Consider the following 22,341-nt stretch of genomic DNA (forward strand, 5'->3'; position numbering starts at 1 on the left):
AAGATTTAATAAAACAATTTTAAACCGGTTGATAATTAATAGTTTCGTTTATAGGGCTGAGATGATTTGATTCCCGTACAGCGGTCCAAATAGGTTTTTCATTGAGAAATACCCATGGCGCATCCCGTTGTTTTCCCGGGCGTCCGTCAGAACCGGCAATACCATTCTTTCCTGAAAGAGGCTGACTTTCGGGATTGCTGAATCTTCCTGGTTTTCCCCCTTCTCCGCCCAGCCCAAAGCGGCCGCCTGTCCCTTTTTTTCCTGGGGGAGAAGGCAGGGAAGTTATTGTACACTGTTTTTCCTGATGAGGCGGTAATGTGATATAAATATTGGATGAAAGTCCGCCATTTGCCCCGTTGCCTCCATGGCCTCCATTGCCACCATTTCCAGGATTCCCTCCTTTGCCACCTTCCAAAACTCCCGTTAACAGTTTATTTCCATCGCTTCCGTTCCCCCCGTTGCCGCCATTTCCGCCATTTCCGCCGTCACCTCCATCTCCGCCTTTGCCTGCCTGGCTGAACAGCTGTAGATTTCCCTCCAGATGTCCTATGGTGATTTCTGCAATCTTTGACATTCCGCCGTTTCTTCCATGGCCTCCATTTTTACCATCAGCACCATTACGGCCATCTTCACCGTCCATTTGATCAGGGGCTATCGGCCCTGCCAGATATAATCCTAACAGGCTGCTCTGGACTATAGGGGATAGGCCGTCTTTCCCGGAATTCCCTGTCGTTCCGGGTTTTCCCTTTTGCCCGTTTTCCAGACCTCTGCGCGTGTCCAGTGAAAAAGGGGTAGGCAGTATTCCAATTTGGTAATCTTCTACCGACTCAGACGCGCTGTTATTGCTGATTACCCGCTCACAAACCAATGAAAATACATTGCCCCTTACCACTATTTTTGCCCCGGGTTCCAGGATCAGTTCACCTACATTGACCGAGGTATAAAGTTCCTCTGATTCATCAATGCCCCAAGTTTCGGCAGTCACTGTGACATCCCATTCCTGACCTGATTTAATGGTTTTCCGGAGTACGCTCATTAACTTGCCATGGGCGGGAAAATGATTACTTAACCCCTGACTGTCGCTTTGATGAACAGGTTCGTCAGCAAATACAAAAGCTTCTCCTCGGTCGTGGATTCCCTGGCCCAATCTGGAGCGTTTTGCTATGGGAGGATTGAAAAATGTCTTCTGTCGCTGTTTTCGTTGCGCTTCAGTTGCTACCGAGAGATGTTTTCGTACATCCTGGATAGTATCAAATAGTACATAGCTTACTAGTTCTTCTCCTTTCTGAAGTGCAGATATGTCATGGTTGAAGAGGGAAGCCCGTCGGAAAAAATCGTGAAATCGGTCCATAGTTTAACCTGTTAAAGTCACACAATAATGTCAGTGAAAGTTTTTGCCCAGATCCGGTTAAGATGTCTGGAAATCATGACTCCTGACTGTTGATGTGGTTTCTTGTGTATAGTTCTGAATTCGTGAAAAAGGTCTTTTGGATGTAACCTTCCAATAGTTCTGGATTTGATCTTCCCTGCTTAGGGTATGGTGGTTGTTCCCACTGACATCATTGTACACATAAAGGATGTCATCGTAAAATCTCACTTTGGCAAAGCCGGCCAGATCAATCAGTGGAAACATGATGGCAGCATCCACTGCGGATTGCAACCAATCCCCCTTTTCATCCTTTAAGCATAGGTATTCCCTGTCAACATTGCCTATGTACTGAAATAGCCCTGCCCTGAATGTTTTTAGGTGTGAGCTTCTCCAATGAGACCGTTGGACCAATAGGTCTTTCGGTGAAGCAAAAGGCTCACAAAAACCCCTGGTGCCATCTTCATATTGGAATTGGCTGTACATTACCCAGCACTCATGCGCATTATAATAGGAATTAACTTTAGCGAGCACCTCATTATCAGGGAGCCAGTCATCCCCGTCTACCAGAAGTACGATGTCTTCAGGCTTGCAATAGGTGGTTATCGCATGATGGATGTTATAGGCACTACCGCATTTTGCCTTGTTTTGGATGACCATGACCTGATCATTGTCATCGGGAAGTATATGCGCACTTCCGTCCTCTGACGCATCATCGATATAAATGATCCTGTAGTTTGAATAGCTTTGATTGACAAGACTTTGAAGATTTCTTTTTAGATAATCTCCAGCGTTGCGAAATGCTGTTATCACGACCAACCTGTTTGAGGTTAGCCCAGGACGGGAAACAGGGGGATAAAGATCATGGGTTGCCATGCTCAGCCCTCTTTGTGCCGAATCTCTGGCAGCCGCGGAGACAGCCGGCTGCTTAAGGACAGCCGTGAATGCCCTGATAGCTTCGGAAATCCTTCCGGTTCCATAGGCACATATGCCATACTCCAGTTGGAGTTGGTAGTCGTAAATTGTCCTTTCTATAAAGAGCGTATCTTCAGTAGGATAATTAATACCGTTACTGACGAATGCGCAGTAGGTGTAGGCAGCCTGAAGCTGTCCGTTTTCTCTGAGGCATCTTACCAATAAATAAAGGGGTTCGTATCTCCAGGGTCGGCTTTCATAGGCATTCAACAGGTCATTTCTTACCTCATCCCAGCCATAATTTGACAAAAGCTTCATCCTTGCAGCCTGAAAGCTGGCATACCAGCGTTCCTCTTCCCAAGCTTCTGATAGCTGCGCCCTTTTGGTGTACCAGATCAGGGCTTCTTCATAGCAGTCAAGATCTTTATAGCTCTGGGCCATATAGAATATAGATCTCGGATTAGCAGGGTCATCTTTTAATGCATCAGAAAGCAATTTAATATCGCGTTCGAATTTATCGCCACGCATGCCGCCATCTTCCAAATGGGTGAGCGAAATCTCAGGGAGCCAGTCCCTGTACTGGAAAGTATCTGCCTGGATATATTCATGGGTCATTCCCACATACTTCCATTCATGTTTTGACGAAACCAGCATCCATTGATAATAATCCAAGTCTCCTTCGTACCTGATTTCATAGGCATCGGCATTCAGTTTATGACGAAATGGATTATATACATTCAATACCATATCCGCATCCATAAGCAGTAGGTAATCGGCACGTGATCTTGCATATGCTATTGCTTCACCGCGGTTATGACCAAAATTCTTCCAGGGTCGGTGGATTAATTCACCAGGGACATCCTGCATGACTTCAGTAATAATTTGAGGCGTATCGTCTGTGGAGCCTGTATCACAGATCACCCAGTGCTGGATCCATGGCTTAGCAGATTCCAATGCCCGCCGGATCACGTGATGTTCATTTTTTACAATCATGCACAGACATAGCGTTTTTTCCCTACCCATATCAATTCACATCTTTTACATACCTGACCGAACACATGTAGTTGTTTGGATTTGAGGCTACTACGGAAACTGTGGATGAATTGGGACTAAAGCCTGCATAGATGGTGTCAGTGGCTGATTTTGGCGTAGAGGTCCAATAAAATCCATAGGTAGAAAGTTGAGTGGATGTCCCCGAATTGTTGATATTGCCTCCCAGCTGGGCATTAAATCCGCTTTCCCCACCCTGGATTAACTTGGCGTAAGCTTCTTGCGGTGTACTTCCGGATGCGCTGATTAGGTTGTTCCAGTCCTCCTGGGTCGGCAGTCTCCAACCGATGGGTATATTGGTTTGGGCACTTTGTAAATCATAGAGGCGACCATACTGCTCTTCATATCCGCTGTTGCCGGCATAGAAGCCTGAACCGGTGGGCGCATTGTAATCCAGATTGGCTGCCATCCATAGTTGATTGCCTGCCTGTATTACAGGATAAACTTTATTGTCCCGGGTATCATAAAAGAAATTTGCCTGGATAAATGCCGTAAACTGTAAGCTGTTCAGGTAAGACCCATTGCCATCGAACGCTTGGATTGTACAGAAAATCCCTGTGCTGTTCGTTGGCCCGGGTATCGTGATTTCGGCAGTGTCATAGGAAAGAGGTTCCGGGTTGGGATAGTTTTTGACTAGCGCGCCCATGCCGGGAAAGTTGGTGATCAGGTGAATGCTGTCCACATCAAACATTCCCCAACGCAAAGGAATTTCAATGTTTTCAGCAGGATCATTAATGATGATTATTGGTTGCTCACCAAAGAAATTGATCATGCCCCGAGTTGGCGGTGGATTTTGTTTAACAATGTCCACTGTAAATACATGATCGTCATAGGCAGTGGAATCGTCCTTCATAAAACCAGTGAACTGAACCGTTAGCTGGGTATGGCCGGGTGGGGTCTGGGATACGATGTGGCTAAAATCAAACGTTACATTTGCGTTTGCCCCGGTTCCCAAGAGAGCCTGGTTGGTAGTTGAGGGCCTAATCAACCATTTGGGATGTGGGTCTACTCCGGTAATTGACGGGTTTGTGATTTGCCATCCCGAAGTTTGATCAATGTATAGGCTTCCCAATATGTTCCAGGCAGAACCAGTGACGGGGGCATTTTTGTCATTGTCGGGAGCGAGTGCACCGCTGGTACTTCCATAGATGAAGGTGACCACTACCTGAGGGCTTCCACTCCACATGGAGGTACCCGTGTATAGATTGGTTGGTCCTGTGTTTTTTATATTGAGGAAAAGTGAGTTCTGAAGGGGGTCGTTGGGTTCTGAAATAAATATGCTTCCTTGATTGTCCAGGGAGATCTGAAGAACATCTTCCAACGATGCATTCCCGGGGACTGGCGGGTTTGACAGACTCAAAGGTACCTGAACCTGTAAAGGGATATTGCTTCCGCTTAAATTACTGAAATTCACTTGTATCGAATCAGTCGTAGGACTAGCCTGTGACAGCACATTTGTAATCTGAAATTTGATATCGGTGCCTTCAGGCCAGGCTGCCCCTGGTCCGTTGTACATAAGCTTAAGGCTCTCTCCGTCAGAACTAAAACTCCAATTGGTCAGCGCAATCTGCATACTCTGAAGTTCCGAAGCTGTGAAATAGAAGGGCATGAAGATTAAAAATGTAGCTGGGTTGCTTCCTGCTTCCAATCCTATACTTCCTCCTGTCCTATTGGTGAGTGTGATTTCAAGCGTCGCATTTTCATTCACATAAATTGTGCTTTCCCCTGTAGTCTGGTTTACTGCAGCCAGATTTATGGTATTACTGTTAGTCGGCATAGCGATAATTGTTATGAAATTAAAGGAATGGTTTTAGTTTTCAGAAGGATCTTTAGCATCGGCAAGTAATTGTATCCAGCCTTCCAGTACGGTTTGGGGGGAATAGGAATAAATAGCATATTCATTTCCGGCATTGGACTTCAATGGGGTAAATAGGCCGTTTCCCGGGGATATCCACGACCAATTGTACCCTGTTTGCATGGGAAGTGGCATGTTTAATTCTGGGTTGGTTTTAAGTACAGGGTGGATACTGAACATCATGGACAATGAATTCATGGCTGTTTGATATTGGTCAGCAGGGATTTGCAGCTCCATAACCGGCAAAATACCTGTGGTCGCATGAACAGGCGCCCTTGGATCTATCAGCAGGGTGTAACTAAGCGGTTGTGCATTCAGTGTCAGCTGTATGTTAGTACTATCCGGCTTTTGCAAGTAATCATTCCCGGATCCCACTACCGCTGGAGAATAGAAGTTACTGTATGGATTAGAACCGGAAGCTTCTGGTAAATAGCCCACCAGCCCATCATTGATAGTTGCAAGATCCCCCAGTCTTACGGGGAATTTTACAGTGCTGAGCTGGGCACTGCTTGATTTTACCCTTTCCGAATATTCGTACCTGTTATTGTTTACATCCTGAGGGAAGGGATCATTTGCACTGGTATCAGCCTGGTTGATTGGCAAAACATTTCCGGAAGTCTCCATGCTAAGTATTGCACGGGTGATTGCAAGTGGCCTTCCCACCAGCACGGCAAGGGAATTATCCTGGGGATAACTGGCCGGGTTGATGTACTGACTGGAATTCTCAATGGTTGCCATAAGGTCACCAAGGAATAAAGCGTCCATCCCGTTCAGGTACCACATGAGATTGGCAGTGTGTTGGTTGACTGTAGGCTGGCCTGGTTCCCCTATATCAAATTGCAGGCTGTCAGTCTGATTGGCTATATTTCCGGGACGCGTCCTGTAGGCCAGGGAATTATGTTCGATTCCAAAGGAACCGATGGGAATTCCATCAGAATCGTAAAAAAACAAAAGTCCATCCAGGTGATTTGGAAGAATCCACCCACAGATGGGGGAAGTGGCCGGATGGCTGTTCATTTCCACAAAGTCGGAGGAATAGCCGGGCACACTGTTGTCAAAATCTGCTGACAACCATTTGAACCACAGTCGGGTAGGGGTTAGGAGTCTTGGGGGTAAAAATATTTTTTCCTTGTTGGCTTGGTCCTCGCTCATCGGTAACAAGGGGATGGATGGCGTAATCCGGAGCGAGCCGCCTTTGTTGAGCGTTGCGGTTGAAAGGGCCATCTGCTGTCCGAATACATCGACAATTCCCAGACTCTCCACTTCCATAAAACCAGACCTTAAAGGGCCAAAATTATTTTGGGATAAAGGGCCTGTGGCAATAGGTGATTGGCTGTTGAAACCAAAGTCATACCAGTTGTCCTGTCCATTTTGATTGGCTGCATTGTTTAGTGCAAGGGTAATGGTATCTCTGCTGCCCTTGGTGAGGTCTTCAACTTCCATCTGGGGCAGGTAGGTGCGAAGAGTCTGCTCTAAATTGAATCCGCTGACGGCTTGTGAAAGGATTTTCCGGTTGTTATAAATTTCTTTGATGGATTCAAGAATAGGATCATTAGGGTCAGAAGGATAGTTCTGGATATAGGTATCGATTTGCTGGGTAAGGCTATAGGTCGATTTGGTGGATAGGATCACAGAGCTATCGTAAGGCAAATTTATTCCTTTGGTAAAATCCGGATTATTGTTGTTTATAAGGTATTCATAATCAATTGCATCTGTATTTAGGGTAAAGTAGTCCGTTAAATTTCCCCCATTGTAATCAGCTCCATTGTTCCTTTTTAAAGGATCCAGTTGGACGCTCCAAAGCATGAACGTTGGAAGAAAGGGATCATATCGGTCTGCGCTGAGTTCCGGATAGGCCTGTTGTACACACCAGGCGACTGGATTGGGAAGCCAGCCATTGTTCTGGCCATTGGTGAAAGTAAAACTGATCGCCATGGGGGTGGTCAGCTGAATCTGCGCGTTTGGCTCCGGTAGGTAATTTTTAGCATGAACCAGGCTGAAAACCCCTGCGGAGGTGTCGGACTCCAACGGGCTTAATCCGCCCTGGGCTTCCTGTAGTGTCCGCTCAAAATCGCCGATAGATTCCACTGCCGGATTACCGGATCCTAGTTTGTTTTTTAAGGCAGTTGATACGGTATTGACCAGAGATGGAAAAATAAAATACACCTCATATACGAGATTTTGGACATCAGATTGCATTGGTGTGGCCGCGGTAATCGTGGGCACATTCAAAAGGTTATTGGGGTAAACCGAAAAGCTGCTGCCGTTATATTCCAAGAGTATTCCGAGTATTAATTCAGTGCTTACCCTTACCGGGATACTGCCGTCCTTGGTGTTCCGTACTACAGGTTCAATTTTGTCACCTTCCATGATAATGACAGGATCGGTAGGCATCCAAAAGGAAGGGGCAGGAATACATTGCATTTTCCATTCAGGATAATCTTTCATAGCATTTACGAGCACCTGATAGCTGTTCCAGACTCCGAAGGCAAGGGAATCTGGAGCAGATTGTGAGGGTTCCAGCAGAGCAATGACCTGACCGCTGACCTGATCTTGCCTGTAAAATAAAATTCCGGTCTGGTTTCCTGCATTGATCACCGAATTGATCTCTCCCCCAGTGTTGGTCAAAAGAAAAGAAGCTAGGGTGTTGAGTTCAACGTAGGGGTCTACCACTTCTCCGGTGTACCCTTTGATATAATGAAGCCAATCCATAAATACCTGCTTCCGGCTGGCGTCAAGTGCTGCCCTGGCCTGGTCATAGGTCTTCTGTGCCTGATTGAGATTGTGAAGTAATTCTGCCACCTGAAGAGGCAGGGTTACTTCCTCTTCAGGATTTTGCGGTTGGTTGGGATTTTGTTCTTTTTCTTCTATAATCCAGAGTTTTCCACCGTTAAATTGGGAGAACCCTTGGGTATGAAGGGCTTCTTCCAACGTTATTAGCTTATCAGTTTCATTGTCAATAGAATTCAATAACCCCATTTGCAGCGCGTCCAGTAAGTATTCATAGCTGGTAAGCACCTCTGGATCATTCTCTATCTGACTCATATCATCTTTCAGCAATGCCGAAAGAGCTTCGATTACCGTATTTCCGGCCGCAAGTTTTACAGTAGCGTTCCATAGCGATGGGTTGGAAATGTTTTCTTCGTTTTTAAGGAAATAGCTTGTACCGGGATTGCTGAGCATGTTCCAGACTAGCTCTTGCAGGCTACCTGAGCAAAGGGTCGATCCGGGTGCATTCAGGGTGGCCAGGGTTTTATCCTGATTCAGGGTGTAGGTTATTTCACGGGTATCAAATAGCCATCGGAACTGCTCCTGGCTAACAGCATCAAAAGTATCGGCAGGTGTTTTCTTTATCTCAACCTGTTCCTGTATACACTGGCTTACATACGCATTGTATTGTTCGGCTACCTTAGACGATATATTTTTCAGGGGATCTTTAAGTTGGTCGTTGATCCATCCTGTGACCTGGTAACTGACCTTGAACTGCAGGGGCAGGTTTTCATTGATCGCTTCATACACGTCAGCTGTGTCCTTAAAATGATCCCAAAATCCAAAGACGCTGCAGCAGTCCGGATAATAGGCAGAAAATCCAGGGCCTACAAATCCTATGGAATTCAGGTATAGGGGCTGCCCGTCTTCACCGGAAAATGCAGGAAGGTATTCGCCCGGATTTTCTGCTGTAGGATCCCAGCTGTCATAGTTCAGCACACGCCCCATGTACATAAAAGGCTGCTCGTTGTAGGAGGGAACGGTGGGTAGCGGTACAGAAACAGCGGGGCGTCTGATCCCATATGCATCAGGTTGTATCTCTGCGGATACATAGTCACTTTCAACAATAAAGCTTTTTGGGGTTACATCGCCATAACGTTGGGATGTACTGTCATATATGCTTAGGTAACGCGTTATCAGCCAGCGGTTTGGGGCCTGTGGAAATACTAGGTTGCCTCCCTGGGAAGGTTGGATCCCTCGTTTGAAATAATCAGGCAAGGCCCAATGTAAATGAACGCCGGCTCCCAGTGGGTTGGCCGGAGAAGCGTTGCTGTCCAGTGGCTGTACTAGGGCATCACCTGTGCTGGAGCCCTGGCCGGTGCTTCCATAAGGTAATTTTTCAAAAACAGCAGTTCTGCCCTTGAATTTACCCACGATATTGGTCTGGTCATTTTTGTTGACCCGCAGGGCCGTAATATTAAGAGGAACAATCGCATTCATAGGTTATGGGTTTTTTTTGATAAAACTTACCATTCCTACCCCTTCGGTCATTTCGAATCCCATCTGGGCAGAATCGATAGATTGAACGTTGTTTTCTGATGCTATCTGTTCGGCTAAACCAGTCATTTTTACAACCCTTGGGGAATTGCTTCTGAACATGTTGTCCATGGCCATGATTACGGTGTTTCCACTTAAGGAAACCTGGCTTCCGGAGACCGTAAAGGTGTGAAGTACTTTTGTAGCGGAAACTTTTTGGGAATCTGCGGTATAGGAATAGCTGTCTATCCCGTAGTGTAGCACTTCAGGGGCTTCATGCACGTCTATCCGCTGGCAGTCCCCGTCTATCAGGCATATCATGGTGTCTGAGTTGGGGCCGAGCGCCTCCAACCGTAAGATGTCAAGCAGCTGTATGTTCCCTTCACCGGGTGCTCCGCCGGCAGGGTAGGCATTTACACCCAATCCAGGATATTCTATAACTAATTTTGACCTGAGTAAAAACCCTGTGACTACCTTTAAATCAGAAGCAGGGGCCATCGTACCCAATGCAGCTGATCTGAGGGAATGAGCGGATGATTTTACCTGCTTTTGGGACTTTGGAAGGGCAATTCTATCAAGATTCATACTCAGGGCGTTTTCATTTATAGAAAGATTCCTGCCTATGCTAAAGGCACCGTCGAGTAACGTGTCAACCCAGTTCATGTCCAGATAAAAAAAACGGATGGACTCAGGCGGAAGCATTTTTTCATCCGGGACTAGGTAATTGAATGGAACCCCTTTAAGTAGTAACAGCCTGTTAATCCAGCTGCGTAGGTTCTCGGGGAGGCTTGCATCTCCCATGTTTTCCTCAAGTCTTGCGGCATCGTTCTGGACATCAAACAGCACGTTTTGAAAGGTATTCCTTGAATATAGAGTAGCCATGGTTACTTTTTAAGTTGAATCAATGATTGAATGGTTTTGTGAAGGAGCTTCGCCGACGGCTTGGTAATGGCATTGTTTTTAAGCGCTGCCGGGTCCGTTCCTCTGGATAACATTGCTCCAAAATTTTCAGTGATTATGCTTTCCTCCACGGATTCTATCACTGACTGGGAAACTCCTTTTTTCCAGTTATACAGATCAGTGGAAAATGATTTGTCCTGTAAGGCTACCAGTCGTCCTATTGTCCATGCAGAAGCATAGGAAACATCAAACATACCTGTGGTAGGGTCAAAGATGGTGGCTTGGTCCGGAGATGCTATTGGTAGATTTATACCGGGAGAATCTATACGATAAGGGACCAGGGGACCTCTGTACCAGGAAACCGTTTTTCCTGCTGTGCGCAAATCCTCATTTAGGGGAACGAAACCCATGTCCAGCCCATCGGAAACCACTTGGTTGGAGCCGGAATAGGGGAGTCTAAGATTGGTGTTTAGGGCATCTTTAGTACTGTCTGCAGACCTTTCGTTAAGCTCAAGTAGTTGATTTACAAACGTTGCTGATTGGCCAGTCGAATAAAAAGCCCATTGCTTCAATGCGGCCAACCGGATAAACTTACTTCCGTCAAATGTATTCCCGGAGGGTGCACCGCCATTTTCAGCATCCGGTAAAAAAGGCTCGAGTTCTTCCAGAGACACCAAAAACGCAAATGATTTTTTTTGTGTCTGAGGTAGACGGTTTCCAAACACGATGGAGAATTTTCCCAGGGGTTCGCCCATATCTGATATCCCTGCCATGGTAGGTTTATCGACTAGACTGACCTCCCTTACATGTGCCATAAGCTTTAAGTCATCAACTGTTGGGGCAGTTTTCCAGAAAAGATCCAGCGGGATGTCCACGATCTGTATGATATCCTCCAGTGTTTGTCCTGCATCTAACCGGGTGCTATCAGCGCTGTTGAAGTAAGAATAGTTGTTCCCCAGACTACTTTCGGGCAATAGGGAGGAAGGGAAAAGATCTGCAATTGTGGCATTGACCGGAGTGAGGCTGAGCGAGGGGTATTCAGCCATGTCGTCCTGATCAAATAAAAGGATGGTGAGCCATGTCGGAACATCTTCATCCGTGTCAGAGCCGGGTTGAAGCCCCGTCACGGGTGGATTGGTTGTGGGGTAACGGGACCAGGGTAAGCTGGACTTGGTAAATACCGCATGGGGGAGGACGTTGCTATATTCCCCTGAGGAATTATCTGCGGGGAAAATGGAATATAGGGTTTCAGCCGGTTTGGCGAGGCTGAACCGGTCGCCGGTTACAGCAAATGTATAGGAATTCATAAGTGTGCCGTCGCTTATGGTCTGGCCAGAATTATCCTTGACAGTCTGGGAAATGTCCAGTTGGTACTCCCCATCATCTAGTCCGGGAAGGTCATGCTGTATAAATGTTACCTGTTCATTTGCCGGTGAACTAGCTAGCTGTTTTTTTTGCATAGTGATAGACTTTAAAAATAAAATCAGGGAGCTTATGCCGCATTGCTTCCGAGCATCCCTACGTTGGGCCAGTCGGTCAGGGCTTTTTCGGTAGCCATTGCCGCCACATCCACCTGGTCTGAAGTATAAGTTGAAAATCCATTAGCCGTTAAGTCATCCAGCAGGCTTGCCCGTTGCGAGCTTACCCAACTATCATTTAGAGAGCTGAGGATAAAGTTTTGGTTGGTGAGTGTTTCACTGTGGCTGCCACCAACCGAAATGATCAGTTCCTCCCGGTCATTGATCTGGGAAGAAACAGTATAAGCAGGGTTGACGCTGGCTTTCTGAAACGTGAAGCCGGTCGAAAATCCTTCGGAAAAAATCAGTTGTAACAGTGGCACATCGTTTACCGTGGACGGCTTTCTCAAAACTGGTTTAAGCAGCAGGCCGACTAAGGTAGCGTGAACCATGTTCGGATCATTGGCAGATTTCTGGGGCTTGTTTTTGGCCCACAATGCCGTACATGATCCTGAGAGGAGCGGCTGAACCGATACTTCGGTAATAAAACTGTCGAAGTCTCCGGAACCTGATCGTTTTTTCAGGCTTACCTGATGATATGACTGTATATTATCCTGGTCCATCGGGCCAATATTCAGCTCAGGGTTCCACACCTGAGAGCCACTAAATGGCTGCACAGTTGCAGGAAGACTTAAGTATGGGGAGCTGGAATAATCAGTTTCTGCAGGATTGTATGCATCTACGCTGTTGGGAAGATCTACCAGGGATGATGTACTCAGACCCCATTGAGCATTATTAGCTGGGATGGTACTGTTGGTGGTGAGCTCGAAACGGTTCGGATCCACAACCCAGTCCAATCCGCTCACATCGGTACTTTGTAATCCCCTGGATACACTGGCCTTGATGATATTTGTCACTGGCCCAGCATTCGCCTGAAGAGCAGCTGCATTCATTGCCTGCTGGCCTGCGGGTACTGAATTCTGTGGTAAAAAGTTGGTTTTAAATGATTCCCATCCAACAGGGGCCACCGGGGTTTGTGAAGCTCCGAATTCAATGGTGAATGATACAACGTCGAGATCAACATGCGCCTGGCCCCCAAACTCAGGTCCCCACACATACAGATCAGCTCCCACATGGACATTCAGCGTAACTAAGCCCAAGTCTACCGAGCAGCCGATATTCACATAGGCACTTGCCTCATAATGGAAAGGTGCCCAGGCCAGCAAAAAGTCTATACCGGCATTCATCCATGCTTTAATGGGACCTGAATCCCATACCGCGCTCATGGAGATGCCGGCCATCATCATTGCCGGGGTAAGCGCAAAATATGCCTGACCAGTGACCTGGAACGGTCCCAGTCCGAATGCCATTCCCAGACGTGGGACGCTTGGATAATAGTCCGGTTTGGAAAAAGCCGGGTGGTATCCTCCAATGGTCACTACAAACTGTCCTGCATGCTCACCGCTGAACCAGATGTAAAAAGCAAAACCCCCGGAGAGTTTACAGAATCCGCCATAGATAAAGGAGGCCGGTGATAGTTTGCCCGCAACTGCAAGCAGCCCGGTGGACGGGGTAAAGGAAGCTACCATATCAATCTCCACGTATGCCACTGGGTAAGGGGAGCCTTTTGGGAAAGTCATGGCACAGGAGCCCAATATGCCTACCTGCAGATCTACGCCGAAGGAGACCACCACCAGGGCAAATGCCTCGATCATTTCAAAGGAAGTGAACTGTATCCCCGCAGCTACCCAATATTCTCCGGGCTGGTATACAAATATGCTTTGAAGCTGGGGCAATACATTGTTGATTGTGGAGAGGGCTGATCCTTGTTCTGGTGGTGCATTCCTGGGAAGTAATAAATATCCAGGCAGGGTTTCGATGGTGGGCAGTTTCAGCGAGTTGTTTATTCCGAATCCTCCTGCCAATCCTGTAATGAACAGGTAAGGTGGGCCGCCTATGGGGACATTGATGTTCATATATAGGAAAAAGGAAGCCGGATCTGCATCGGTGTATCCCCCAAGGGCTTTGAAGCCAAAGTTGGAAAACTTTAAAATTGCCTGTCCATAGTAATTGGTAAGGTTATCCTGCACAACCTTCATAAATGCCCCGCCTATTTCAAAATTGCCTTTATGGTAATCCAGCGCCATACCCTGAAGGTCAAAACTCACCTGGTTGCCTGCCGGCTGTCCCGGCAGGGGCAACGGGAAAGTTATGGTGAGCCCATCGAGTTCCATAGCGAACCCTCCAACAGTAAAACCGGCCGTAAAACCAAAGGTGGCTTCTCCCTCGCTATAGTTGAGGCCTATTTTTTTTAGGTCCACCGGCCCGAATGTTTTGTTGATGTCTACCCAATGTACTGGCCCCGAGGGCGGACTGGTCTTGCCCGGAGAATAGCTTGCCGGAGGTGTGTTTTCAGTTGGAGGAGTGGTAGAGGGCAAAGAGAGGGGCAGTGCCCAGTTGTCCAATACTTCCCCTGAACTCTTCTTGTTGAATCCGGCAGTGAGTGCAAACCCTTTGCTGTTTAATTTGAAGGACTGCTGGTTTCCGCTCTTAACGATTTGGTATGATTTACTGCTTTTTGCGTCTGGTTCATCCCGGGTGTAGAGTGGGTTGGCGGAAGTTGCGACAGTAGGTATGGTAAAAGGCGTTTTTCCATTATCATTGGTATATGAAAATCCGACATTTGTAAGGGTAAGGTCATTAAATCCAGGGATTTTTCCCACCAGTGGAAGTTTGGCAAAATCCAGATTGAGCGCTATCGAAGCGCCAACAACATATGGGTTTCCGGTTTCAGGTGATCCGCCTCCGATAAGGGTGTCTGCATAGAAGTTAAAGACATAACTGTCATTTTTCCCCAGTACCAACTCAAATTGTGCGGCAATCCCCATTTCGGTAGTTGCACTGCCAGATGAGGGTTTGGTATATGTGACCTGTCCCACTACGTAGTTTACAAGGGCTTCCAGATCAATCTCCGGGGGAAGCTGTACATCAATGAGGAACTGCTGGCCTACGTAGCTGAAAAATTTGCCCAACGGAATTACTGCATCCTGAACACATCCGTTGAATGTGTAGACAGTTTTGTCTGCCATCTGGCTTGTAGCCACTTTCAGCGAAACAGGCACAGAACCTATTTCCATGTTTAGGCCAATTTGCAAATCTACATCAGTTGCCATAAATACTGCTTCTTTGGTTAAGACTCTGATCGGGTGGAGGCACTAAAAGCTATTCCCAGATCCTTGATTTTTATCCAGTTGTTCAACTCCGCTGGGAGAGCTATAAGTCCTGCTTCGGGATCGCTTCCCTGGATGTCGATATTGAAGGAGAACAACTTTTCCCTGTCTGAGGAGTTGATGGTGAATTCCCGGATCAGAACCTGGGTAGTGTTGGAGGAATTGAAGGTGGAAGGACTTACCTGACCTGGAAATGCCTGGGTCAGCTCGGCCATACCGGGGTTGGTGGAAAGGTTTCCGCCATCAAGTGCTGTTTCTATAAAATTGATGATTGCCCCCAGGTCAATTTGCACAGGATCATCCCCCGGTTCGTAGTCCAGTGTAAAAATGAACCCGTTGGTAATTCCGTCCTCGGAAGCTTCGTTGCCAAAGACCAATTCTGATTTAATCGGTATAATCTCTTCCCTTATACGTACTCTCGCTGAGAATCTGATAGCTGTACTGCCCATGATACTTTTTTTAATCTCCTGAATAAGTCACTCCTATGGATATTTTTTCCAGATCAAAGGTTGAAAGAATCCCAAACCCGCCGGACATTTCTATTGAGGTGGAGAAATCAGTAATTTCTCCGGTAGTCACATTGGCTGTTGAATCTAGTTCAAACGATTCGATCACAAGCTCGGAACTTAACCCTACACTTGTACCTGCACCCAAAAGATCCTGAAGCATCAGATTGACAGGTTTTCCATCTGGATTGTCCAGATAGCCTGAAAATGAAAAGTTGGGCTGGGATGGAGGATAGGGGAAGCCCATGTCGAAATTGAATGTGAAGTCAGGATTGTCCAGACCGGTTACCCCCTGATTGTTATAGTTGAGCAGTTTCACCTCACCTGAAATACCCCAGGCCACCTGTGCATTGTGGATCGGGTCGCTGACGGTTACCCAGACACCAAGCGGATCCAAGTACATTTTAGTTTCATAAATTGGCAACTGGCTTATTCCCACCATGACTGTAACAGAACTTATGGCAATGCTAAATGCAGGGCTGAATACGATGTATCCTGTTACAGAGAGACTAAGTAGTCCATACGAAGGGCTGCCTTCGTTGTATGGCCCCAGTTGTTGGCTGGGAAACCATGCATCCCCTTCTGCCAGACTGCCCATTAAAAAATTGAGGTCGGATAATTGGATGCCCACCCCGGAAAATTCTCCGATAAGTGTAAAGAAACCGCCGTTCATAGGGACGCTGCTGGTGATGTCTACGGAAGCACTTCCTATGGTAAGGGTCACTTTAAGTGTGAACTCATCTTTGGTGGGATCGTCTTCTGCAGTCTGGGATTTGTCGGTTACTGTTCGCACTGAAGCTGAGGCCTGCGTGACAGCGTTTCCGATAAGTGGTATATTGGCTTTTATTCCATCCAGAAATGACTGGGATTCATTGGACTGAAAAGTTACCGTGAGTGTATTGTTGTCTTCAGTGATTGTGCCACCGACCGTAATACTTTGCAGGCCCACCAACTGTCCAAGCGTGTCTAGTGCAACACCTGTGGCATTAACGTCCATCGTTCCGGTAAAATTGGAACCTTCAATTTCATGTTCAGAAAATACCAATAGACTTAAGATGGAGTTTTCAAGTGCGGGGTAGCTGCTCAGGTAGTCGTCTGTGAATTTCCAATTGGCCATATTTTTTTTGGTTATAGGTGTAGAGTCACTGTTCCAACAACAATTCCGGTGATGTGGTACAGTGGTACTGCCTTGAGTTGATTTTTACCTTCCCGGTTTTCCACTTGCTTTTATTAATACATGCTCAGTGGAAGGTGGTCACTTACTTTGTTGTAATTTCTTAATACCACATTGAGGTTGGTAGGCCCATTTGGATTAATGGTAATATTCCTGGCATTTCCAATGGTATCCAACACTACCTGTATTGTGCCTGGAGGATTGATATTTCTGAGTAGATTATCATAGGGGCCACTAAGATAATTGGCGGGTGGAGGTTGGGTGTTGGCGACTTTTTGCCTTACACTTGTCAGTGTACCGTTAGGAATGGAGGTATTATAGCCTGCAAAATTCCATCCTATGTTACCTGCGCCACTGTTATATACTGAGTTGGTAGAGCAGTTATAGTCTCCCATAATTAAGGTGTCGGGCAGTGCCAACTCCGGTACAGTGGCTACTTTATTCGCAAATTGAATAGGAGGGCGGTATTTGACATTGGTGCCTCCTTTGGGAGGGGGAGCATGGATTCCGATAACATTCAGATTGTTTCCGCCAACAACAGTGGTAAATCCTACGTAATTTGGTGTCCGGGGATTTATCAATCTTAGGTTATTGTCTCGCAATACCCCTGTGGTCACAAAATTTAAAGCGTGGGTATTGAAAATCACACCTACCGCCTCATGTCTACCTACAATCAGCGGGTTTACGAAATTGTAATTATAATTTCCGATAAAAGCCGGTGTGTTGGCCACTACCAGGTTCATTGCAGCAGTGATGGCCTGTAAGGTAGGGCTTGCGGGGCCCGGAGGAAGATATCCCTTGGCGTGTCCACCGCATTTTAGTTCGATGATCACAAAAATATCCGCAGGCACCAGTGTGTTGATGTTGTTCCAGGCATTATTACCCATCACTACATTCATCATATAATCAAGCACATTATTACCCAATCCATAAGCTTGGAATGCTGCGGTAAAGCCATTTGCCAGTTTGTTGATACCAATATTTTTAAGATTCCAAGATATGATTTTCATGGTGTAAATAGTTGAAATTCAAAATATTAGTTTACTCTTTCGAGATTACATGTTGTCAATTCAACAAATACTGTATGATTCAATCCTTTTAGCTGAATTCCAAATCTTGACTTGCCGTTTTGCGTAGTCAGTATTCCCACGAAACCTGAAAAAGGGCCATCGTTTATCCTTACTTTTTCACCTACAATCAGCTCAGGTTCAAGAGTCAATTCGCTTCCTTTTGTGGTTATTTCGCGTATCTGCGCTATTTCGTCCTCTGAAATAGTAGAGGGTTTACTTCCAATTCTCAGATAGGTCAAGACTTTTGGGATATGGGTTATTTTGTATAATTCCTTTTCCAGCGTTTTGGCAAACACATAGCTCGAAAACAGTGGCCTCTCTATCATTTTTTTTTGGCGGTTTTTCCAGATGCTTAAAGATCTGGAGATGGGAAGGTAGGCTTTATACTGCCGTTCGAGTAAGTACTTATAAACTACTTTTTCGGCACGCGGGGCAGTATATAATACAAACCATTTTTCCTCAGACAACGGTGAGTTGTCATTAACAGTGGGAATATTCATCTGAATTGGACGGTTAAAAATTAAAAGCCAGGTTGGCTTTTGAAAAAACATGAAAATCTATTGGGATCTGACAGCAGTATACACCTCCGGTCAGTCAGTTAGCAAAAAAAAATGCTTTCTGAATAGTAGAATAATTTAAAGGTATTTGAAAATTTAGTTGGATGCAAGCAAATCCTAAAAAATAGTGTTGATTTTAAAAAAGAATTTAATGCTTTTAAAACCCCGTTTTATTCTCACTTTTAACTATTCTTTGATCCACTGTAAATATACCAGTAAATTTCCCATTTTAGCCTGATCCTTTCACATGGGTAAAGTGACTAAGGCATAAGGACTATACATTTGCCTTTCCGGTTACTACGATCACTTATACCGAACAGCCATGCTGACAGGTACACTCCTTAAGGAAAAATTAATTTGTATGAAGCAGCTGGGGTCAAGCTGAGTTATAGTGCGATAGTGAAACCTTAGTTGCGGACATGTGTCCAGTGTTCAGACAGGTAAATGTAGTATTAACCAAGCCTGGGATCAGGATAGGGCTTGGGGAAGATTTCAAGGTATTGCTCCTTTCCATAGCCGATAGGGTGCTGGGAACCGAAAGCATCAGCTCAGGCGGGACCGCAGCCCTGGATATTCCGGTTCCATCCCACCTGATTATGTTAGTTGAATTATATTTTTCCTTTGCGGACTCAGGGGGCTATAGGTTTTTTTGGTTATTATTGATTAAATTAAGGAGCAAATCTAATCTAGACTACCGTAACTCTTAATCCGGTTGAGGAATTCGCGATACTGCCTCCAAGTTCTACTATTTTTGGAAGTGTTGACGGATACCAAGTCGGAAAGATATCCCTGAAGGATAAAACAGTGATTTTTAGTAAAACTGAATAAGTCAATAATGGACGGAAAGTTAATTTGTCAAAACCTAAACAGTAAAAAGAAACAGCTGGCAGGACTGCCAACACCACATGATAGAAGCATAGCACGGGGAAAACGCTAAATTGAATTGGACATTCCTAACATAAGATTAAACCAGATGTGAGGTGCCCCAGATTTCTCATTATGTTTAAACCTGTCACTTAGGCAACAACAAAACAATATCATAAACTAAAAGGCATAATGATATGAAATTGAGTGTTATTATTTTAGGATTGGCTTATTTATTTCTTGCTGGTGGGTGCGCGCAACATCCGAAAGATTTAAAACCGGAAGAAGCGCAGGAAATTGCCAAGGAGGCGTACCTATATGGGTTTCCGTTGGTGATGAACTATAAAACGCTATATGCAAATGCTATCGATAAAAACTCGGGTGATTACAAGGGGGAGTTCAATCAAAAGTCTTGTGATGCACGGCTTTTTACCCCCGATGATAAAGCAATTGTAACCCCTAATTCGGACACACCTTATTGTATGTTCTGGAGTGATATCAGAAATGAACCTATAGTTTTCTCCGTTCCTGCGGTTGACTCTGGCCGTTACTACAGTTTCCAATTGATAGACTTATTTACACACAATTTTTTCTATATCGGCTCTTTGACAACCGGTAACAAAGCCGGAAATTATCTGATTGCGTTAGAAAGCTGGGACGGAGAAATACCGGAAGGAATCACCCAGGTTGTCCGAAGTGAAACAGACCTTTTTTTCACGATTGTACGGACCCAGCTTTTCGATCCAGATGATTTGAATAATGTGGCTAATTTACAAAGCGAATATGAGGTTAAAACGCTAAGTGAATTTAAAGGAGAGGGACCCATAAAGAAGGATGTAGCTGGCGACTTCCCTAAGTGGGTAGAAGGGGCACAATACACAGAAGCGTCATTTACATACCTTGATGCGGTATTACAGTTTATCAGTCCCAATGGAAAAGATGAGATGCTATTGGGAAAATTCAAAAAATTAGGTGTTGGAAGAGAAGGTTTTGATATTACCAAATTTGATGAAGAAATACAACGGGCAATTAAAGATGGTGTAAAAGAAGGGGTTGCGGAAATGGAAGCTTTTATCAAAGAACAGTCTTCTGACCCATTGGGAAGTACGAAGGTATTTGGAACAAGGAAATTTTTAGAACAGAGTGCCAAAGAGAATTATGGTTTTGAAAATGCCCATTTAATACGGGCTGTAGGGGCTTATCTGGGGATTTATGGCAATTCTGCAGGAGAGGCTACTTACCCTATGTACTTAACCGATATAAACGGACAAGCTCTTGATGCCTCGGGAAATAAGTACACCCTGACTTTTGAATCTGCTCAAATGCCACCTGTAAGGGCATTTTGGTCTATTACCATGTATGATGGTAAAACCCAATTATTAGTTGATAACCCACTGGACAAATATTTGGTAAATTCTACCACCACAGATGATTTCGTGAAAAATCCAGACGGTTCCACGACCATCTATATCCAAAAAGATTCACCGGGTAAAGATTTGGAAGCCAATTGGCTGCCTGCTCCGGATGGGCCCTTTTACAGTGTTATGAGACTATATGGACCTAAGGAAGCTGTATTACAAGGTGAGTGGAAAAACCCTGCGATGATTAAAACGACCAAAAAATAAACCAAATATGAAATCGAGCATGACTCAAGGGTCACACACTGGGAGGATTAAAATTCATGCGAGATTCCATGTGACCTATAAAAGCCAAAATTTAAACACATGAAACAGCTTATTTTTCTTATCGCAGCAAGTTTGAATTTGTTTCTTTTCTCCTGCAATTCAAACAGACAAGCTCAGCTAACATCAGATCCCAGTGAGGCCAAAGAAATTGCCAGGGAGGCCTATATTTATTCTTATCCTCTCCTAATGGGGTACCAGGCACAATATTTTACTACAATGCCCGGAAGCCCGGGATATCGTGGTCCCTTGAATGAAATAACAAATGATACTGTGCCTGCGGATCATACCCGTAAAGATGTGGTTTCTATGAATGGAGACACACCCTACTCGGCATTTGGCATAGATTTAAGGGCCGAACCTTTGGTTCTCTCTATTCCGGAAATAAAAGACAGGTATTACGTTTTTCAATGCATAGATCTTTTTACCCACAATTTTGCTTTTATCGGAACCCGCACCACAGGGACTGAAGCGGGAGATTATCTTTTTGTAGGCCCTGGCTATGAAGGAGAAATACCAGAACAAAAGTTCACAAAGGTTTTTCACAGCGAAAGTCAGTTCGTGACTATTGTGGGAAGAACCCAGCTAAAAGGCAAAGCTGACCTGCCGAATGTCTTGACTGTACAAAAAAAATATAAACTACAGCCCTTAAGCGAATTTGAAGGTGAAAAACCAAAATCAGCACCGGATCCCAACTGGATACCATTAAACCCTAAGGAATTTGAAAATGCCAATTTCATTAAGTACGTCAATTTTTACCTTTCAATGATCGAGCCTTTTCATCCACAGGATACGTCCGCCCTAAAGAGATTCGGAAAAATCGGTATTATGTCCGGTAAAACCTTCGATTCTACCAGCTATACACCAGAAGTTTTGGAAGCTATCAATGAAGGTATCAAAGAGGCTCAAACGGAAATAAAAAATAAGGCTGAAAATATTGCAGAGCGTGTGAATGGCTGGAATATGCTAAATGCCTTTGGCTCCCGTGAGTTCTATAATAAGGATTGGTTACTCCGTGCCGCGGCTGTTATGGTAGGAATCTATGGGAATGATAAAAGTGAGGCTTTTTACCCGGTTGCCTATGTGGATATGGATAACGAAGATTTAGACGGTAGTAAACACCGATATAAAATTGAATTTACCAAAGAAGAAATTCCCCCGGCCAAATATTTTTGGTCCATTACAATGTATAATAAACATGCAGATGGAGTAGGGGGATATATGAATGAGAATGAGATTAACCGTTATCTGATAAACTCAACTACTGAAGGATTAAAATATAATGTGGATGGCGGATTTACGGTGTACATCCAACATGATTCACCTTCCAGTGAAGATGAAAAAGCAAATTGGTTACCGGCGCCGGATGAACCTTTTTATCTGATGTTACGGGTATATGGCCCCGAACCTTCAGCCCTGGATGGCTCATGGGAACCTCCGGGGGTTGCTAAAAATGATCCAAACGAATAA

The 22,341-nt window shown here is 45.2% G+C and carries 13 protein-coding genes; 2 read left to right on the forward strand and 11 right to left on the reverse strand.

What is annotated here, in order from left to right:
- Positions 1 to 19 precede the first annotated feature (19 nt).
- The 11 genes from AS141_RS27045 to AS141_RS11695 form a co-directional block, all read right to left on the reverse strand.
- Positions 20 to 1,351 carry a hypothetical protein gene (locus tag AS141_RS27045; protein ID WP_057937833.1) on the reverse strand — a complete coding sequence of 444 codons (1,332 nt, stop codon included), beginning with the start codon at positions 1,349 to 1,351 and terminating at the stop codon, positions 20 to 22.
- A 57-nt stretch (positions 1,352 to 1,408) separates the two neighbouring features.
- Complete coding sequence (locus AS141_RS11650; RefSeq protein WP_057937834.1) at positions 1,409 to 3,274, reverse strand: glycosyltransferase; 1,866 nt, start codon at positions 3,272 to 3,274, stop codon at positions 1,409 to 1,411.
- Positions 3,275 to 3,305: 31 nt separating this feature from the next.
- A complete protein-coding gene (locus AS141_RS11655) occupies positions 3,306 to 5,108 on the reverse strand; it encodes an FISUMP domain-containing protein (protein ID WP_057937835.1) in 1,803 nt (600 codons plus the stop codon).
- A gap of 33 nt (positions 5,109 to 5,141) precedes the next feature.
- Entirely contained in the window at positions 5,142 to 9,395 is a 4,254-nt protein-coding gene (locus AS141_RS11660) for a hypothetical protein (RefSeq protein WP_057937836.1), read from the reverse strand.
- 3 nt (positions 9,396 to 9,398) lie between these two features.
- Positions 9,399 to 10,313 (reverse strand): hypothetical protein, encoded by a 915-nt coding sequence (locus AS141_RS11665; protein ID WP_057937837.1) that lies wholly within the window; start codon positions 10,311 to 10,313, stop codon positions 9,399 to 9,401.
- A gap of 2 nt (positions 10,314 to 10,315) precedes the next feature.
- On the reverse strand, positions 10,316 to 11,791 hold the full coding sequence (locus AS141_RS11670; RefSeq protein WP_057937838.1) for a hypothetical protein: 1,476 nt from the start codon (positions 11,789 to 11,791) through the stop codon (positions 10,316 to 10,318).
- A gap of 32 nt (positions 11,792 to 11,823) precedes the next feature.
- Complete coding sequence (locus AS141_RS11675) at positions 11,824 to 14,961, reverse strand: DUF6603 domain-containing protein (protein WP_057937839.1); 3,138 nt, start codon at positions 14,959 to 14,961, stop codon at positions 11,824 to 11,826.
- 17 nt (positions 14,962 to 14,978) lie between these two features.
- Complete coding sequence (locus tag AS141_RS11680) at positions 14,979 to 15,467, reverse strand: hypothetical protein (protein WP_057937840.1); 489 nt, start codon at positions 15,465 to 15,467, stop codon at positions 14,979 to 14,981.
- Positions 15,468 to 15,477: 10 nt separating this feature from the next.
- Entirely contained in the window at positions 15,478 to 16,641 is a 1,164-nt protein-coding gene (locus AS141_RS11685; RefSeq protein ID WP_057937841.1) for a hypothetical protein, read from the reverse strand.
- A gap of 113 nt (positions 16,642 to 16,754) precedes the next feature.
- Positions 16,755 to 17,708 (reverse strand): exonuclease/endonuclease/phosphatase family protein, encoded by a 954-nt coding sequence (locus AS141_RS11690; protein ID WP_057937842.1) that lies wholly within the window; start codon positions 17,706 to 17,708, stop codon positions 16,755 to 16,757.
- 26 nt (positions 17,709 to 17,734) lie between these two features.
- Positions 17,735 to 18,268: a UpxY family transcription antiterminator gene (locus tag AS141_RS11695; protein WP_157243445.1), complete on the reverse strand. Its 534-nt coding sequence runs from the start codon at positions 18,266 to 18,268 to the stop codon at positions 17,735 to 17,737.
- Between the two features lie 1,118 nt (positions 18,269 to 19,386).
- Here AS141_RS11695 and AS141_RS11705 point away from each other — a divergent pair.
- Positions 19,387 to 20,814, forward strand: coding sequence for a DUF1254 domain-containing protein (locus AS141_RS11705; protein WP_082632272.1), 1,428 nt, complete (start codon positions 19,387 to 19,389; stop codon positions 20,812 to 20,814).
- 99 nt (positions 20,815 to 20,913) lie between these two features.
- On the forward strand, positions 20,914 to 22,341 hold the full coding sequence (locus AS141_RS11710; RefSeq protein WP_232424879.1) for a DUF1254 domain-containing protein: 1,428 nt from the start codon (positions 20,914 to 20,916) through the stop codon (positions 22,339 to 22,341).

It is taken from the genome of Algoriphagus resistens (assembly GCF_001442615.1).
In the GTDB taxonomy this organism is placed as follows: Bacteria; Bacteroidota; Bacteroidia; order Cytophagales; family Cyclobacteriaceae; genus Algoriphagus; species Algoriphagus resistens.

Excerpts from the sequence above, each read along its gene's own strand:
- AS141_RS11690 (WP_057937842.1), bottom strand. The coding sequence starts at position 17,708 with ATGAAAATCATATCTTGGAATCTTAAAAATATTGGTATCAACAAACTG.
- AS141_RS11650 (WP_057937834.1), bottom strand. The coding sequence starts at position 3,274 with ATGATTGTAAAAAATGAACATCACGTGATCCGGCGGGCATTGGAATCT.
- AS141_RS11675 (WP_057937839.1), bottom strand. The coding sequence starts at position 14,961 with ATGGCAACTGATGTAGATTTGCAAATTGGCCTAAACATGGAAATAGGT.
- AS141_RS11665 (WP_057937837.1), bottom strand. The coding sequence starts at position 10,313 with ATGGCTACTCTATATTCAAGGAATACCTTTCAAAACGTGCTGTTTGAT.
- AS141_RS27045 (WP_057937833.1), bottom strand. The coding sequence starts at position 1,351 with ATGGACCGATTTCACGATTTTTTCCGACGGGCTTCCCTCTTCAACCAT.
- AS141_RS11660 (WP_057937836.1), bottom strand. The coding sequence starts at position 9,395 with ATGAATGCGATTGTTCCTCTTAATATTACGGCCCTGCGGGTCAACAAA.
- AS141_RS11670 (WP_057937838.1), bottom strand. The coding sequence starts at position 11,791 with ATGCAAAAAAAACAGCTAGCTAGTTCACCGGCAAATGAACAGGTAACA.
- AS141_RS11695 (WP_157243445.1), bottom strand. The coding sequence starts at position 18,268 with ATGAATATTCCCACTGTTAATGACAACTCACCGTTGTCTGAGGAAAAA.
- AS141_RS11680 (WP_057937840.1), bottom strand. The coding sequence starts at position 15,467 with ATGGGCAGTACAGCTATCAGATTCTCAGCGAGAGTACGTATAAGGGAA.
- AS141_RS11705 (WP_082632272.1), top strand. The coding sequence starts at position 19,387 with ATGAAATTGAGTGTTATTATTTTAGGATTGGCTTATTTATTTCTTGCT.
- AS141_RS11655 (WP_057937835.1), bottom strand. The coding sequence starts at position 5,108 with ATGCCGACTAACAGTAATACCATAAATCTGGCTGCAGTAAACCAGACT.
- AS141_RS11710 (WP_232424879.1), top strand. The coding sequence starts at position 20,914 with ATGAAACAGCTTATTTTTCTTATCGCAGCAAGTTTGAATTTGTTTCTT.
- AS141_RS11685 (WP_057937841.1), bottom strand. The coding sequence starts at position 16,641 with ATGGCCAATTGGAAATTCACAGACGACTACCTGAGCAGCTACCCCGCA.